Origin of the sequence: Thioclava sp. UBA3469 (assembly GCF_002378135.1) — a bacterium.
Classification (GTDB): Bacteria; Pseudomonadota; Alphaproteobacteria; order Rhodobacterales; family Rhodobacteraceae; genus Thioclava; species Thioclava sediminum.
Window position 1 is genome coordinate 17,097 of record NZ_DFRG01000281.1, and the last position, 16,293, is coordinate 33,389.

Here is a 16,293-nt window from a genome sequence, read left to right on the forward strand (position 1 = left end):
GGGTGGTGTGGCTTTTTCTAATCACAGGGCCGTGAGCGGCGCTGAGAAACGGTACGGGAAAGGCGCTAGCCAGCATGCACACCAGTTAGCAGCTTTAACATCCAGCACAGAAAAACAAGCAATGCATACGCAAATCGATGCGGCACGCCCTTAGTTTGCGTTCAGCACTGCTTCCAGCAAACCAGGAAAGCGACGGTCAAGCGCATCTCTTCGCAGTGAAAGCAGGCGACCTCGCCCCTTGGGGATATTCCGGATCACACCTGCTTCGCGCAACACTTTGAACAGGTGCGACTTGGTGGATTTCGCCACTTCCGGGTCCATTAAATTGCAGTTTGCCATTTCGACCGGGCCGTCGCGGAGCTGACGCACGATGTCCAACCGGCCCGGATCGCTGAGTGCGAACAAGACCTGCGTCAGTTGCAGCTCCTGTTCCTGCGGGTGCGCAAGATCGGGGCTGGCAGTGTCGGGTAAGATACTCATGGTTCGAATATACTTGAACCTTCCGCAGAAAGAAACTAGAGAAAGGTTCGATAAACTTCGAACCCTCCTGAAGGACTGCATTCCAAAATGACCACGATTGTGATGTCACCCAAGGCTAGAGAGCGCGCTGGTTTCGCAATCGTGCTTACCGGAAGCGCTCTGATGATGGCGAGCGCGAGCGCGCCGTCCCCTTTTTATCCGCTCTTGCAGCAGCAACTTGGTTTTTCGTCTTTGGTCGTGTCGGAGATATTCGCAATCTACGCAATTGCCCTTCTTGCGACACTGTTAGTGGCCGGATCAATCTCGGATCATGTCGGGCGACGCCCTGTTCTGTCGATGGGGTTCGTGCTTCTCGCTGTTTCCGCCGCCGGATTCGAATTGTCAGGTTCTGTGTCTGCGTTGTTATTGGCTCGAGTAGTACAGGGCGTAGCATGCGGCCTTCTGTTGTCTACGCTGTCGGCTGCGATTACGGATCTTGAACCCCCTGAATTCAAGGGCATCGCGGCGATCTGTAATTCAGTCATCCCCCTCGTCGGGCTGGCCCTGGGGGCCTTGATATCCGGCTTCGCGATGGAGTACCTTACCGAGCCAAAATTTGATATATTCACCGGGATTGCCGTGGCCAGCCTGGTGCTGGCGCTGGCCACATGGGGCTTGCCCGAAACATCGCCACGGCATGAAGGCTTGTTGCAGGCGCTGAAGCCTCGCGTTGGCCTCCCGATCGAAGTCAGGGGCACCTTCTGGCGTGGCGCTCCGGCGCTATTCGCGGGCTGGGCCACAGGGGGGCTGTATCTGTCGCTTGGCGCGCTCATCATCTCACAGGTTTTTGGTATTCAAAATGTGATCGTCCAAGGGTTCGTGGTCGCACTGCTGGCTGGGGTTGGTGCGCTGGCTTGTTTTATTGCGCGCAACTACTCTGCTCGTGAGGTCATTTTGTTCGGCACCGCAGCGCTCGCAATGGGAACCCTCGCCACCTTGTTTGGAATTCAATACGAAAACTTAGTGCTCTACCTTAGTGCGCTCGCCGTTGTGGGGGCGGGTTTTGGCACCTGCTTTTATGGCTTCATCCGCTCGATTATTCCGCTGGTGCCCGAGGATGTCAGAGGAGAAACTTTCGCAGCGCTATTCTGTATCAGCTACCTGGCATTCGGTTTGCCGGTCGTGATAGCCGGGCTTTTGGTGCCATTGTTAGGGCTCAAAGTCGTTGTAATCAGTTACGGCAGTTTGATCGCTTCGCTGGCCGCGCTCGCAGGGCTGATGCGCAAATTCGGTCGAACCGACTAAGGACCGAACCTAGATTCAACACATTACCAAGTAAAATCAGGCGATTCAGGCTTTCAACCCGCTAAATGTCCCGGATGCAAAGAGACCGAATTTCACCGTTCCAGACATGGTGTCCCCGTCAAGTGTTCCTTGGAATTTCAGCTTCATCGGCATTGGACGCTCAACCTTTGTGGACCAAGCAATGGCTGCCGGACTAAGTTCCAAATCTTGCATTGGACCTTTTCCATTCTTACCAGCCATCTCTCCAACCGGAACACCGCCCTCATCACCTAAAGTCAGCGTCGCGTCAAATTCACCCGTTGGTGCTTTGATAGTGATATTCCAGTTTTCCATAAAATGGGTTCCTTGCTGGTGTTGCAGAGAATTGCATACTCTTCGTGGTCAGTCATACGACGAAAAGTATAGGCTTCTGTGGTTGCCGCCGTTTGTGCAAGAGGTTTTTTCCTTATGAACGTGTAATCGAGTGCGGTCTTCTGTCAGGCCATGATATGCGGCGCTTTCAAGATCCGCGGGCCGGTATGGCGATGCGCGGACCAGAAGCAAATCAACAGACCGAGCTCGGTGGCTCCTGCACAAATGCTGCTTTCTCTGACCCGGATCTGATCGATCCTTTGCCCTTACTGTTCAGTGACCTCCTCACACCCCCAACTTACCGGGACGTCGTGACGCGCAACCTTCGCTACGCCATCGCCGCCGCCGGATGCCGGTAATCCTCTTGTTTCGTCATCATGGCCCAGAGGCCACGTGCCATCTTGTTGGCCAGCGCAATCGCGGCGACCATGCGTGGCTTGCGGGTCAGCAGGCGCTTCAGCCAGCCATTGTTCGGGGTGTCGAACCGCTCGACAGCCTGAAGGACTGCCATGGCTCCAGAGACCAGGAGGGTGCGGATGTCGCGCTGCCCCATCTTCGAGGTCTTCCCAAGCCGGGCCTTGCCGCCGGTCGAGTGCTGCTTGGGCACGAGCCCAAGCCACGCGGCAAAATCGCGATCGCGTTTGAACGTGGCCAGGTCAGGTGCAAACGTCTCGATCGCAAGCGCCGTGAAAGGACCCACGCCCGGCATGGTTTGTGCGCGGCGGATCGAGTCCGCTTTTTTGGCGGCACATCTCATCTTCGCGTCGAGCTCTGCAACACGCGCATTCAACCCCTCGATCTGCTCCAGATACATCCGACCAAGTTCCCGCACTTCGTTCAGAAGAGTGGTGTCATCATCTGCGATTGCGTGCGCGAGCGTCTTGAGATTAGCAGGCCCCCGGGCCGCGACCAGTCCATGTTCGGCGAGGTGGCCACGCAAAGCATTGATCATCTGGGTGCGCTGGCCAACGAACATCTGCCGCGTGCGAAACAGCATGGCGCGGGCCTGCTGATCTTCCGTCTTCACTGCGACAAAGCGCATGGTAGGGTGCATTGCAGCCTCTACGATGGCCTCTGCATCGGCCACATCGTTCTTTTGGCGTTTGACGAACGGCTTCACATAAACGGGCGGGATCAGGCGCTCATCGTGCCCCACCTCCTCGAATGCACGACACCAGCCGTGGGCCGTCGCACAAGCCTCCATGGCGATCACACACTTGGGCTGCTGTGCTACGAACGCGAGCAACTGCCCCCGCGACAGCTTCTTGCGAAACGCAACTGAACCATCACTGCGCGCGCCGTGCAGCTGGAAAACACGCTTTGCCAAGTCGATACCGATGAGAGTAACTTCGGACATGGATGCTCCTTCCGTTTGTGATGGCTTTAACACTCACCACAATGGCACATTGCGATGCCGTCGGGAGGGGCATCCACGCCATCAACAGAGCCCCGTCGCGCGGCAAAGCTTGTGCGACGGGCTCACTGGTCTTTATCTTGCGCGGACGACAGTCTGGCCCGCTCGACGCATGGATCGACAACGCAATCGTCGAACATCATCCCGATCATGCGATTTGCTCGAACGCTCCACCGCGACATCAATGCCGTGCGCAATGCCATTGAACTACCTTGGAACAACGGCCAAGCCGAAGGGCAGGTCAATCGCCTGAAGACCCTCAAGCGCGCGATGTACGGTCGAACCGGTCCAGAGCTGCTCAGAGCTCGAATGCTTCTGCTCCGCCACACAGATTGAGGCTGAACCCCGATCTAGCAAGCCCGGAAAACCGAATTTCAATTGTCGAGAGACCACATTCGATAACGCCCCTGCCCAGTCACCTCACGGATCAAACCATGCATCTCCATCCACGCCAAATTGCGCTGAACGGCAGCACGACTGGCGTTTGAGAGGCTTTGGGGTCTGATGCCGGAGGGGGCAGAATCCTACGCTAAGCTTTTTTCGGCCACCTGTACTCCCCCGTGAGCAGGAGATGGGCCCATCCGAGGGGCGAGATGCTTGGTATTCCAGTAGATGACGATTGCGGCGAGGAGGTTCAGCCCGGCCATGCGGAAGTGCTGGCCTTCGGAGGTGCGATCGCGGATTTCGCCCTGGCGGCCGATGCGAAGGGCGTTCTTCAGGGCATGATGGGCCTCACCTTTGTTGAGCCCGATCTGTGCGCGGCGCTGCATGTCGGCATCGAGCAGCCAATCGATGATGAAGAGCGTCCGTTCGACCCGTCCGATTTCTCGCAAGGTGACCGCCAGCTCGTGCTGTCTGGGATAGGAGGCAAACTTCCGCAGGAGTTGGCTCGGCGGCATGGCCCCTGACGCCATGGTTGCCACGCTGCGCAGGATATCCGGCCAGTTCGCGGCGATGAGACGGTCTCTGATCTTGCCGCCGATCAGCCCCTTCAGCTCTTTCGGGCAAGCGGCCGGATCGAAGAGGTAGAGGCGCTTGGATGGCAGGTCGCGGATGCGGGGGATGAACTGGAATCCGAGCAGGGCGGTGACAGCGAAGACGTGGTCCGTGAAGCCGCCGGTATCGGCATACTGCTCGCGGATCTTCTGGCCGGCGCGGGTCATCAGCAGGCCGTCAAGGATGTAGGGCGCTTCGTTCACGGTAGCCGGAATGGTCTGTGTGGCGAAGGGTCCGAACTGGTCGGAGACGTGGGTGTAGGCTTTCAGCCCGGGTTCATGGCCGTACTTGGCGTTGATCAGGTTCATCGCCTCGCCCTGACGTGTCGTCGAGAAGAACTGGCCGTCGCTCGACGCGGTCTGCCCGGCGCCCCAGAAGCGTGCCATCGGCAACGCCGACTGTCCTTCGATCACCATGGCCAGGGCGCGCGCCATCGCCTCGCTCTCGACATGCCAGCGTGACAGGCGGGAAAGCTGGAAAAAGTCGTGCGTGTTCGTGGCCCCGGCCATCTTGCTGAGGCCGAGATTCAATCCCTCGGCAAGCAGCACATTCAACAGGCCGATCCTGTCCTTGCAGGGCGCGCCGGTGCGCAAGTGCGTGAAGGCCTCGGTAAACCCGATCTCATCGTCCACCTCCAGCAGAAGATCCGTGACCCTGACTTCCGGCAGGCGGCCATAGAGATCGAGCACCAGGGCGTCGGCTTCCTCGGGAACCGCCGCGGTCAGCCGGTCGATTTTCAAGGTGCCGTCCTCGATGGAGCCGCCGGGGATCGCCCCGGCCTTTGCCGCGCGCGCCAGTCGGCATATGGCATCGGACATGCGCAGCTTACGATCCGCCAGCCAGGCCTCAGGTTCGAAGGGCATGGCCAGCCTTGGCGTGTCGCGTGCGACCTCGACCGGGACCAGCGCTTCCTTCAGATCGCCAAATCTGCGCGAATGCCCGAGCCAGATATCGCCAGAACGGAAGGCTTCGCGCAGATGGAACAGGACCGCGACCTCCCAGAGTCTGCTTGCCTCGTCAGCATCCGCGTTCAGATGCCGCAACCATTTCGAGCCTCGACGAAGGAATGTCAGTGGCAGGACCGTCGCCGTCTCCGTGCCCGCGATGATCGCGCTCGCCGCCAGCAGCGGTTCCGCCACGGGCGCGGCGCAAATGTCGAGCGCCCGCAACATGCGCGGCGCGTAGCGCCGGAACCGATGATAACCGTGACCGACATGCGCCAGCGGATCGGCGGCCAGGGTGTCTGTGAGCTCGGTCGCCGTGGCGACAAGCCCCTTGAGCGATAGCCAATCTCCGGCATTGCCGACGGCCTCTTCGAGGGAGGCCCGGTCCTCATGCGCTTCCAGGAGGGCGGAACCGAGGGTGGCGAAGGATTGCAGGGTGTCCTTCAGCGCCGATTTGGCATCGTCCATCCGGGCGTCACATCGCGATTTCGCCTCGCGCCAGGTCTTGCCGACGATCCGATCGTGGGTCTCGACCACGGCGTCGGCAATGGCGCTGCGCCATTCCAGAGCACAGACCGCAAGAATGGCGAGACGGCGGTCACCCGAGATATCCCGCAGATCGCCCGCGAAGTATCGCTCGCCCTGCCGGCGAAGGCGGGCAACCCGGTGCGGCGGTACATTCGCCAGAGTGCCCCGGTCCAATTCCAAAGCCTGCAAGTATTCCAGGCGGTCCAGCAGGCGGTTCATATCAGCCGAGTTCCGCCCGATCTCGAACTGACGCAGCCAGACGAACCGCGTAACCGAGCCGCCCGCATCTTCGGTCAGAAGGGCATCGAGCTGCGTTCGCATGTCATCGTCCAGCCGACTGGCGATCCGGGCGTCGACCCGCCGTTCAGCCGCGACGAGCGCATCCGCGCAAAGCCGCTCGATGACCGTGATTCCGGGCAGGACGGTCTGGGCCGCCCGGCATTGCTCGACGAAGCGCCGTGCCAGATCCTCGTTCGACCGGGCGGTTTCGGCCGCACCTTCAAGCCAGATTTTCAGATCGCGCGCCCCACGGCCCGCGAACATCTTGTAACCATAGATTTCGCGCAAGGTGGCCAGGTGCTCATGCCGGGTCTCCTCGCGCGCGGCATATCCGGCCAGGTCATCAGGCCTTATCCCAAGCTGCGCTGCCAGAAAGCGCGTGACTGCCAGTGGAATGACCTCGCCCGGCACCAGCAGCCGCCCGGGATACCGCAGCGCGCAGAGTTGCAGGGCAAAGCCGAAGCGATTGTGCGGACGGCGGCGGGCATGGATGATCTCCAGATCGTCGTCCGCCAGGGTGTAATGGCGCAGCATCGACGCGTCATCAGTCGGCAGGTCGAACAATGCCGCCCGTTGGCGGTCGGTGAGAATGCTGCGTCTTGGCATGGCGATCTTTCATGAAATCGTGATGGACGACCGTCCGTAAGGGGATCGGTGAGCGGACATGGGGCGAGAGAGTTGAGAACGGTATGGAAACCACACTCCATCATATCTCGTATAGATGGTACGATTTGATTCGCATATGCCACCCCTTATCCGTACACTCTCGGCATGACCGCGATCAAAATTGGCTATGCCCGCTGCTCCACCGATCGTCAGGATCTGACGGCGCAGCGTGCTGCCCTTGCAGAGCTTGGGGTCACCGAAGACCGCATCTACACAGATCACGGTCTGACCGGCACGAACCGCGACCGGCCCGGTCTCGCCCAGGCCCTCGCCGCCGTGCGCGCAGGCGACGTGTTTGTCGTGCCGAAGCTTGACCGCCTCGCGCGCTCGGTCCCCGACGCACGAGCCATCGCGGAACAGTTGGAAAAGAAGGGCGTCAAGCTTGCCCTCGGCGCATCGGTCTACGATCCGACCGACCCGATGGGAAAGATGTTCTTCAACATCCTCGCCACCTTCGCCGAGTTCGAGGCCGACCTCATCCGCATGCGCACCCGCGAAGGTATGGCCATCGCCCGCGCCAAGGGCAAACTCCGGGGAAAGCAGCCGAAACTCTCGGAAAAACAACAAAAAGAACTGAGCCGGATGCACGCCTCCGGCGAATATTCCATCAGCGATCTAGCTGAGCTCTTCTCTGTCTCAAGACCGACCGTCTACAGAACGCTGCAGCGAAATTCCCCAAAAATTAAGCCTTAGCGTAGGATTCTGCCCCCTCCGGCATCAGACCCCAGGCTTCGCTACTGCGATGCCAGACGAGGATGCGCTTTTCCAACGCCGTGATCCGAGCGGTCGCATCCCCTATCTGGCCTGCAAGATGGGAGAGGGTTTCCCGTTCAAGTGGCGACAACCGGTCGTCATCGGCCTTCACGACTTCCAGCAGCTCGGTCACGCCGGTTCTGCCAACGGACGGCGGCGACATGGCCGATCTCCGCCAGGTGCGCACGGAAGGCGTTGATGAGCATGGTTCTCTGCCGGATCAGCAGATCCCGGGCTCGGTGCAGCATGAGAGCGGCCTGCTGGTCCCGCGATTTCACCGGCACGAAACGCATGTCAGGGCGCCCAACCGCTTCGCAGATCGCCGCAGCATCAGCAGCATCGTTCTTCTGCCGCTTCAGATAGGCCTTCACATATTTTGGTGGCATCAGCCGGACTTCATGGCCAAGCGCAGCTATTTCTCGGGCCCAGTAGTGCGCAGTGGCGCATGCTTCCATGCCGACAAGGCAAGGTTCAAGCTTTCCAAAGAAGGCCAAAACCTGGGACCTGCGCAGCTTGCGCGATATGAGCTGCCTTTCGGCGGGGCAGACGCCATGGACGTGGAACACGTTTTTTGCGATGTCGATTCCGATCCTCGCGATCATTCTCTCAGCCTCCTGGTTGGACAGGCCTGCTGCAATTTTTACGATTTCGCGCCGTCTGCGGCGCGCGCCCACTTCCCTGAAGCAGCCCCCGTCAGCGCGGCAGCGCAGGGACGGAGATGGTCAGCACCATCACCGGCCGCGCCACGAACCCCACCATCTGCGGCGCCGGACCCACCGCTTATAGGGTGGGTACTCGTTTCGATCGAGCAGGCCCGCGAGGCATTCTCGCACGGTGCTCGCCTCCTCCGGTTCGAGGACAGGAGCGAGCCTTAGGTCGCAATAGCTTGCAACCCTGTGCGGGATCAGGGACGAACGAGTTGATTTCATTGCCTGTCTTCCGATAGTCGCGGGGCGGCTGAGCTAGCGGAAGTATCGGCGCAACGGAAGAGCGTCGCTGCATCTTCTGATTGCGGGTTCAGTGAGAGCAATCAGGCTCTAGCGTAGTGCTGCGTCGTTGCAGATCGTACTCTGTCGTAGAATATCGTGCAAAATCGTAGAAATGGTTGCGGGGGCGCGCAACCTACGAGACCGACACTCGATCCAAGCGGCCATCTGACCGACCGTATATAGCCGCCTGAAAGCACCTGAGGCGTCCGATCAATCGTGTTGAAATCTCCGCACGAAACGCGGAAATCCCAACATAACTTATACAGGATCGCAGTTGGCAAGCTGACTTGGATAGTGGTCTAGATGGGACGCCAGCCGAATACCCCATCTGAACAACCAGGCAGCATTGCGTTCATCAGGGCGGTTTGCAGCATCTGTCGCTGATCCGCCTCGGGGATAGCCAGCAAATCCGCAGGCCCGAAAATCGCACGATGGGTCACGAAACCGCTGAGAAGGCTAAGCGCGAAATGCGCCCGTCCCGGATCCGCATGGCCAAACGCCCTGCTTAGAGGCAGGGCTAGTGACGTGCCAAAGAATTGCGCAATGATCGCCCGCGCCTCGCTGCAGAGGCTGGACTGTGTCAGTAAATGAAGCGGCCTGACATCTTCTACCTTGCGCGGATCACGCAGGAAGGCCAGATCGCAGATCCGGTTGATCATGGTCGCGCCATCGGGGTCCCCTGCGGCGATGTCATCGAGGGGCGCAAGCGCCAGCAAGGCCTGACGGAATATCTCGGCCTTCGACCCGAAGGCGCGATGGACATAGGCCACATCGACCCCAGCCGCGGCGGCGATGTCGCGCAGGCTGGTGTCGGAATAGGGCATCCGCGCGAAAAGCAGCATCGCCGATGCAAGAATGCGTTCTTTCCCGGTTGCCTGCCCCGGCATGCGGTCGGTCGAGTTGGCTGAGTTGAGCGTCCTTGGCATGGGTGGCTTGTGTTCGTCCGGTGGCTTCGACGCGAAGAAACTGAAAATGCTGCCCCGGAGCAGAGGTGCGGCAAGGTGCAGCCCAGACCGGGTCGTGTTGTTTAGCTGGTTTTTCAACAGCAAACAACCAGCAGCCGCTTTTGCGCGACAATACAGGTTTTTACCCTGTCATCGAGCGTTGACAACAGGGGAGCGTAGGGCGAAAACCGCATCGGGACATGCGCGAAGCATCCATCAGCACAGCAATCAGAGGCAGATCATGGCAAAGCCCGGCAGAAACACCATTATTCTGGGCGGCCTGGCCGTTGTCGCCGTGCTTGGCTGGCTGGCCTGGGACCGGCTGCAACCCGCCGGTCTGCCGGCGGGTTTTGCCAGCGCCAATGGCCGGATCGAGGCGACCGAGGTGGATATCGCGGCGCTCACCGGCGGCCGAATCGCCGAAATCACCGCTGCCGAAGGTGACATGGTCAGCGCAGGCGATGTGCTGGTGCAGATGGACGTGGTGCAGCTGAACGCACAAAAACGTCAGGCCGAAGCGCAGCTTGCCCGCGCCGAAATCGGCGTCGAGACAGCAAGGGCGCTGGTCGCTCAGGCCGAGGCACAAGAGCGCGCGGCCCGGGCCGCGGTTGATCAGGCAGGCTCGGTTGCCGATGCCGCGTCGCGCAGGCTTGAACGCTCTGAGCAGCTTGCAAAGACCAGTGCGATCTCGCAGCAGGTGCTGGATGATGACCGCGCCCGGGACGCCCAGGCCCGCGCCGGTGTGGCCTCGGCCGAAGCCAGCCATGCGGCAGCGCTGGCGGGGGTCAGCAGCGCGCAGGCGCAGGTGGTCGATGCAAGTGCGGCCGTCGAGGCGGCAAAGGCGTCGATTGATGCGATCCAGGCCTCTCTGGACGACGCCACGCTGAAAGCGCCGCGCACGGGCCGGATCCAGTATCGCATCGCACAAGAGGGCGAGATTGTCGGCTCTGGCGGGCGGATCCTCAGCCTTGTCGATCTGGGCGATGTCTATATGACGGTTTTTCTGCCGACATCGCAGGTCGGCCGGGTGCAGGTCGGATCAGAGGTGCGCCTTGTCATGGATGCGGCGCGGGAATTCGTGATCCCGGCCACGGTTTCCTATGTTGCCGATGTGGCGCAGTTCACGCCAAAGACGGTCGAGACCGCCGATGAGCGCGAAAAGCTGATGTTCCGCGTCCGTGCCCGCATCGACCCCGAGCTGCTGTCGCGGCATATCGAATATGTCAAAACCGGCCTGCCGGGCATGGCCTATCTGCGGCTTGATCCGGATGCCGCCTGGCCTGACTTTCTTTCCAATGTCGTGAAATGACCGGCTCAGTTGCCGGGGTCTCCGGCCTGACGCTGCGCTATGGCAAGGTCACGGCGCTTGACAATGTGACGCTGGAGATCCCTGAGGGGCGCATGGTCGGGCTGATCGGGCCAGACGGGGTCGGAAAGTCCAGCCTTCTGTCGCTGCTGGCCGGGGCACGTGTGATCCAGCAGGGCAAGGTCGAGGTTCTGGGCGGCGATATGCGCGATGTGGCGCATCGCAACCGCGTCTGCCCCCGCACCGCCTATATGCCGCAGGGTCTGGGCAAGAACCTCTACCCGACGCTTTCGGTCGAAGAGAACCTTGATTTCTTCGGCTCGCTTTTCGGTCATGACAAGGCCGAACGCGAGCGGCGGATCACCGATCTGCTGGCTGCGACCGGCATGACGCCGTTCCGGTCGCGCCCGGCGTCAAAGCTGTCGGGCGGCATGAAGCAAAAGCTGGGTCTGTGCTGCGCGCTGATCCATGATCCCGATTTCCTGATTCTTGACGAGCCGACCACCGGCGTCGATCCGCTGTCGCGCCGCCAGTTCTGGGATCTGATCGACCGCATCCGCGCGACACGGCCGGGGATGAGCGTGATCACCGCCACCGCCTATATGGAAGAGGCCGCGCGCTTCGACTGGCTGGTTGCGATGAATGCGGGCCGGGTGCTGGCCACCGGCACCACCAGCGATCTGCTGTCGCGGACCGGGGCCGACACGCTTGATGCAGCCTTCATCGCGCTTTTGCCCGAAGAAGACCGGGGCGAAGACAGTGCCGTGGTGATCCCGCCGCGGACCACCGATGACAGCGATATCGCCATCGAGGCCGAGGGGCTGACGCAGCGCTTTGGCGATTTCGTGGCGGTCGACAATGTTTCCTTCCGCATCCCCAGGGGTGAGATTTTCGGCTTTCTGGGTTCGAACGGCTGCGGCAAGACGACGACGATGAAGATGCTCACCGGGCTTCTGGAGCCGAGTGAGGGCCGGGCAAAGCTTTTCGGCCATGAGGTCGATGCAAGCGATCTGTCGGTGCGCCGCCGGGTCGGGTTCATGTCGCAGGCCTTCTCGCTCTATTCCGAGCTGACGGTGCGTCAGAACCTTGATCTGCACGCGCGGCTTTTCGATATGGCGGCCGAGAAGATCCCCGCCAGGGTTGACGAGATGATCGCCCGGTTCGATCTGGGCGACGTGACCGACAGCCTGCCCGAGGCGTTGCCGCTGGGTATCCGCCAGCGGCTTTCGCTGGCGGTGGCGATGATCCATGCGCCCGAGATCCTGATCCTTGACGAGCCGACCTCGGGGGTGGACCCGGTGGCGCGCAACGGCTTCTGGCGCATTCTGGCGGAACTTTCGCGCAAGGATGGCGTGACGATCTTTGTCTCGACCCATTTCATGAACGAGGCGGAATGGTGCGACCGCATCAGCCTGATGCATGCGGGCAAGGTGCTGGTCTCGGACACCGCCGAGGGGATCACGAAAGCCAAAGGTTGCGCCACGCTGGAAGACGCGTTCATCGCCTATCTTGAAGAGGCGATTGGCGAGACGGCACCCGCCCCCGCCGCTGCGCCCGAGGCCCCCGCAGCCGGGGTGACCCATCACGCGCAGCAATCCGGCTTCAGCCTGCGGCGACTGCTTAGCTATTCGCAGCTGGAAAGCCTGCAATTGCAGCGCGATCCGATCCGGCTGACCATGGCGTTGGTCGGCAGCCTTCTTCTGATGATCGTGGTGGGGCTGGGCATCAACATGGATGTCGAGGATCTGACCTTCGCCGCCCTTGACCGCGACCAGACCACCACCAGCCGCAATTATATCGCCGATATTGCGGGATCGCGCTATTTCATCGAACAGCCGGCCCTGACAAGTTACGACGAGATCGACGCAAGAATGCGCTCGGGCGAGCTGGCGCTGGCGATCGAGATCCCGCCCGGCTTTGCCGCCGATATCGCGGCAGGCAGGGATGTGCAGGTCGGGGCCTGGTTCGACGGCGCCAACCCCAGCCGCGCCAATACGGTGCAGGGCTATGTGCAGGGCATGCATGCCGACTGGATCACACGTCAGGCGCGTCAGCTTTACGGTGACAAGGCGAGCGGCGGCAGTTTCGAACTGGTGACCCGATACCGCTACAACCCCGACGTGCGCAGCCTGAATGCGATGGTCCCGGCGATCATCCCGCTGCTTTTGCTGATGATCCCGGCGATCCTGACCACGCTTTCGGTCGCGCGTGAACGCGAACTGGGCTCGATCATCAATTTCTACGTCACGCCGGTGACGCGGCTGGAATTTCTGCTTGGCAAACAGCTGCCCTATATCGCGCTGGCCATGCTGAATTTCTTCCTGATGATGGCCATGGCGGTCACATTCTTCGCAGTGCCCTTCAACGGCAGTTTTCTGGGCTTTACCCTTTCGGCGCTGATCTATGTCACCGCGACCACGGCGCTTGGTTTTCTGGTGTCGGTCTTCATCGCAAGTCAGGTCGCGGCGCTGTTCGCGACCGCCATGCTGACGATGATCCCGGCGGTCAGCTATTCGGGTTTGATCGACCCGGTCTCTTCGCTGTCGGGTTTTGGTCGGGTTCTGGGCGAGATCTACCCCTCGACCTGGTTTATCACCGCCGCGCGGGGGGCTTTCTCCAAGGCCTTCGGAATGGCGGAACTGGCCGGGCCGATGCTGGCCATGGGCATCGCCATTCCGGTGATTATCGGGCTGGCGGCGGCCTTCCTGAAAAAACAGGCGAAGTGAGGGGCGGATGAACCTGCGCAACACCTTCAATCTGGGCGTCAAGGAATTGCGCGGGCTCTGGCGCGATCCGGTGATGCTGGTGCTGATCGTCTATTCCTTTTCGCTCTCGATCTGGACCTCTGCGAACGCCTCGCCCGAGGCGCTGACGAATGCCGCGATCTCGATCGTGGATGAGGATCAGTCGCATCTCTCCGCCCGCATCACCTCGGCCTTTTATCCGCCCTATTTTGTCGAGCCGCAGATGACCACGACGGCCGAGATGGATCGGCGGATGGATCAGGGGCTGGATACTTTTGCGCTGAACATCCCACCGGATTTCGCGCGCGATGTGCTGGCCGGAAAAAACCCGGCGATCCAGCTGAATATCGACGCGACAAGGATGAGCCAGGCCTTCACCGGCGGCGGCTATATCCAGCAGATCGTGTCCTCCGAGGTTTCGGAATATGTGGCGGGCTACCGGGCCGAGACCGCGCTGCCGGTCGATCTGGCGCTCCGCGCGCGGTATAATCCCTCGCTGGATCCGAAGTGGTTCGGCGCGATTTCCGCCGTGATCCAGTCGATCACCATGCTGTCGCTGGTGCTGACCGGCGCGGCGCTGATCCGCGAAAAGGAACATGGCACGGTCGAGCACCTGCTGGTCATGCCCGTCACCACGACCGAGATCATGTTTTCCAAGATCTGGTCGATGGGGCTGGTGGTGCTGCTGGGGTCGATCTTTTCGCTAAGTGTTGTGGTGCAGGCGCTGATGGCGGTTCCGGTGCAGGGCTCGGTCGTGCTGTTTCTTGCGGGCGCGGTGCTGATGGTTTTCGCCATGACGGGGCTTGGAATTTTCCTTGCCACCATCGCCGGGTCGATGCCGCAATTCGCGCTTTTGCTGATGATGGCGCTTTTGCCGCTGCAGGTGCTGTCAGGCGCGATGACGCCGCGGGAATCCATGCCAGAGATCATCCAGACCATCATGCTTGCAGCCCCCAACACGCATTTCATCATCCTCTCGCAGGGCATCTTGTTCCGAGGTGCGGGGCTTGACGTGGTCTGGCCCCAGTTCGCGGCGCTGGCGGCGATCGGGGTGGCGCTGTTCTGGCTGGCACTGATACGATTCAAGAAATTCCTGCGGTAAGGCATATGTTGGGCCGCCTGCTTCTGATCCTGACGCTTGCGCTTGCAGGCTGCGCTGCGCGTCCGGGGCCGGAAGTTCTGGCCCCCGATGCCGGTGCCCTGCCCGAGGGCGCCCGCCTTGTCCGGGTGCTGACCATGACCACCCGCGCGCCCGAGGCAAATCTGCCGGGGGCCTTTGGCGACTCTCGCTCCATCCGGCCAAGCTGGCTGGAATACGAGGTCTCGGTGCCGCCTGGCCATCGGCCGGGAAAGATTGAATGGCCGGATCGCAATGGCAGCAGCGCCGACCGGAATTTCGTGATGCGCAGCCGGCAGACGCTTAGCCGTGACGCCTTTGCAAAGCGTCTCTCGCGCGAGGGGGTCGGGCTTTATGTCCACGGCTTCAACACCCGCTTTCATGAGGCCTTGTTCCGTACCGCGCAGCTTTCGGTCGATGCGCATATCGAGGAAAAGCCCGTCCTTTTTACATGGCCCTCGGCAGGCTATCCGGGCGCCTATCTGGCTGATCGTGACGCGTCTGACTTTTCCCGCGCGGCGCTTGCCGATCTGCTGCGGCTTTTGACAAAGGGTCGGTCCGCTTCCGACGCGGTGCCGGTGCTGGCTCACAGCATGGGCGCGCGGCTGACGATGGAGACGCTGGTGCAACTGCGTCTTGCCGGGCGGGACGATGTGCTGGACCGGATCGAGGTCATCCTTGCCGCCCCGGATATTGATATCGATCTTTTCCGCGCCCAGATGGTCAGCCTTGGGCCGATGAAGCATCCCATCACGGTGCTCGTCTCCTCGGACGATCTGGCGCTGAAACTGTCGTCGCAGCTTTCGGTACGTCGGATACGGCTTGGGCTTGTCGATGTGCGTGATCCGGCGGTCCAGCGCCTGGCGGTCGCGACCGGAATACGGATCGTGGATATTACCGATATTCCGACCGATGATCCCGCCCACAGCCGCTATGTCGGCCTGCTTTCCGGCGAGGCCGGGGCTGTGGTTGAAAACACCCTTTTCGGTGAGGTACGCTTGGCTGGGGCCTTTGTCTTCAATCAGGTCGGTGGTGTCTTCACTGGCATCGGTGATGTGCTGGCGGATTGAGGCCGCGGCCTTGGCCCGGCGTTGGTGCCAGCGGCATTGGCCGGGTCATGGCCTCGACGTCGCGCCGTTTTGCCGGTAATCGTCCATGATGATCAGGGCAGGGACAGGGGATTCCGTGTCCGCCGCCGGACGCCGATGCTTTGCCTGTTCAGTCCGGGGGCGGCTGTTTCGGCGGTTTGACGGCGCTTTACGACATGTCGTCGGCATCGGGCCTTGGGCGCAATGCCTATGTTCAAGAAAAATCTTGAACTCTTTGATTTCGATCAACACTCGTTGATAGTTCTGTGCTAACTTCCGCCGGTAAATTGGAGACGCGACATGGCCCTTACTCCCAAATCAGATGGCTCGGGTGCAACCGGCGATGAAAGCCTTGGCATCGAGGCTTTTCAGGCCGTTGACCGCATATGTCGCGTTGCCCTTAATTCTGA

At 61.1% G+C, this 16,293-nt stretch carries 11 protein-coding genes and 3 pseudogenes; 7 read left to right on the forward strand and 7 right to left on the reverse strand.

Features of this window, described 5'->3' with window-relative positions:
- Positions 1–150 precede the first annotated feature (150 nt).
- Complete coding sequence (locus B3D39_RS20390) at positions 151–480, reverse strand: ArsR/SmtB family transcription factor (RefSeq protein ID WP_009573560.1); 330 nt, start codon at positions 478–480, stop codon at positions 151–153.
- Positions 481–567: 87 nt separating this feature from the next.
- On the opposite strand from B3D39_RS20390, the gene B3D39_RS20395 reads away from it, so the two are divergent.
- Positions 568–1,764, forward strand: a complete 1,197-nt coding sequence (locus tag B3D39_RS20395) for an MFS transporter (protein ID WP_009573559.1) — start codon at positions 568–570, stop codon at positions 1,762–1,764.
- Between the two features lie 45 nt (positions 1,765–1,809).
- Here the strand turns inward: B3D39_RS20395 and B3D39_RS20400 are convergent, their stop codons facing one another.
- A complete protein-coding gene (locus tag B3D39_RS20400) occupies positions 1,810–2,097 on the reverse strand; it encodes a hypothetical protein (RefSeq protein WP_009573558.1) in 288 nt (95 codons plus the stop codon).
- 346 nt (positions 2,098–2,443) lie between these two features.
- Positions 2,444–3,472: an IS110 family transposase gene (locus tag B3D39_RS20405; protein WP_286790037.1), complete on the reverse strand. Its 1,029-nt coding sequence runs from the start codon at positions 3,470–3,472 to the stop codon at positions 2,444–2,446.
- Positions 3,473–3,606: 134 nt separating this feature from the next.
- Between B3D39_RS20405 and B3D39_RS20410 the strand changes: the two are divergent.
- Positions 3,607–3,865 (forward strand): annotated as a pseudogene (locus B3D39_RS20410) (transposase); the annotation flags it as partial.
- Positions 3,866–4,058: 193 nt separating this feature from the next.
- Here B3D39_RS20410 and B3D39_RS20415 read toward each other — a convergent pair.
- A pseudogene (locus B3D39_RS20415) lies at positions 4,059–6,882 on the reverse strand (Tn3 family transposase).
- 165 nt (positions 6,883–7,047) lie between these two features.
- Here B3D39_RS20415 and B3D39_RS20420 point away from each other — a divergent pair.
- A complete protein-coding gene (locus B3D39_RS20420; protein ID WP_101754700.1) occupies positions 7,048–7,635 on the forward strand; it encodes a recombinase family protein in 588 nt (195 codons plus the stop codon).
- On the opposite strand, the gene B3D39_RS20425 is transcribed toward B3D39_RS20420, so the two are convergent.
- The 3 genes and pseudogenes from B3D39_RS20425 to B3D39_RS20435 form a co-directional block, all read right to left on the reverse strand.
- Complete coding sequence (locus B3D39_RS20425) at positions 7,625–7,828, reverse strand: hypothetical protein (RefSeq protein ID WP_286790038.1); 204 nt, start codon at positions 7,826–7,828, stop codon at positions 7,625–7,627. The two genes, B3D39_RS20420 and B3D39_RS20425, sit on opposite strands and share 11 nt — an antisense overlap.
- A gap of 4 nt (positions 7,829–7,832) precedes the next feature.
- A pseudogene (locus tag B3D39_RS20430) lies at positions 7,833–8,297 on the reverse strand (IS110 family transposase); the annotation flags it as partial.
- Between the two features lie 686 nt (positions 8,298–8,983).
- Positions 8,984–9,733, reverse strand: coding sequence for a TetR/AcrR family transcriptional regulator (locus B3D39_RS20435; protein ID WP_165915621.1), 750 nt, complete (start codon positions 9,731–9,733; stop codon positions 8,984–8,986).
- A 136-nt stretch (positions 9,734–9,869) separates the two neighbouring features.
- Between B3D39_RS20435 and B3D39_RS20440 the strand changes: the two genes are divergently transcribed.
- Genes B3D39_RS20440 through B3D39_RS20455 form a run of 4 tightly spaced genes read left to right on the forward strand, consistent with a single transcriptional unit; the run spans position 9,870 to position 15,865 of the window.
- Positions 9,870–10,937: an HlyD family secretion protein gene (locus B3D39_RS20440; RefSeq protein WP_035745651.1), complete on the forward strand. Its 1,068-nt coding sequence runs from the start codon at positions 9,870–9,872 to the stop codon at positions 10,935–10,937.
- Positions 10,934–13,660, forward strand: a complete 2,727-nt coding sequence (rbbA, locus tag B3D39_RS20445) for a ribosome-associated ATPase/putative transporter RbbA (protein ID WP_078542996.1) — start codon at positions 10,934–10,936, stop codon at positions 13,658–13,660. Before B3D39_RS20440 ends, rbbA begins: the two co-directional genes overlap by 4 nt.
- A gap of 7 nt (positions 13,661–13,667) precedes the next feature.
- Positions 13,668–14,780 (forward strand): ABC transporter permease, encoded by a 1,113-nt coding sequence (locus B3D39_RS20450; RefSeq protein ID WP_038070094.1) that lies wholly within the window; start codon positions 13,668–13,670, stop codon positions 14,778–14,780.
- Between the two features lie 5 nt (positions 14,781–14,785).
- Positions 14,786–15,865, forward strand: a complete 1,080-nt coding sequence (locus B3D39_RS20455) for an alpha/beta hydrolase (protein WP_078542995.1) — start codon at positions 14,786–14,788, stop codon at positions 15,863–15,865.
- Positions 15,866–16,293 lie beyond the last annotated feature (428 nt).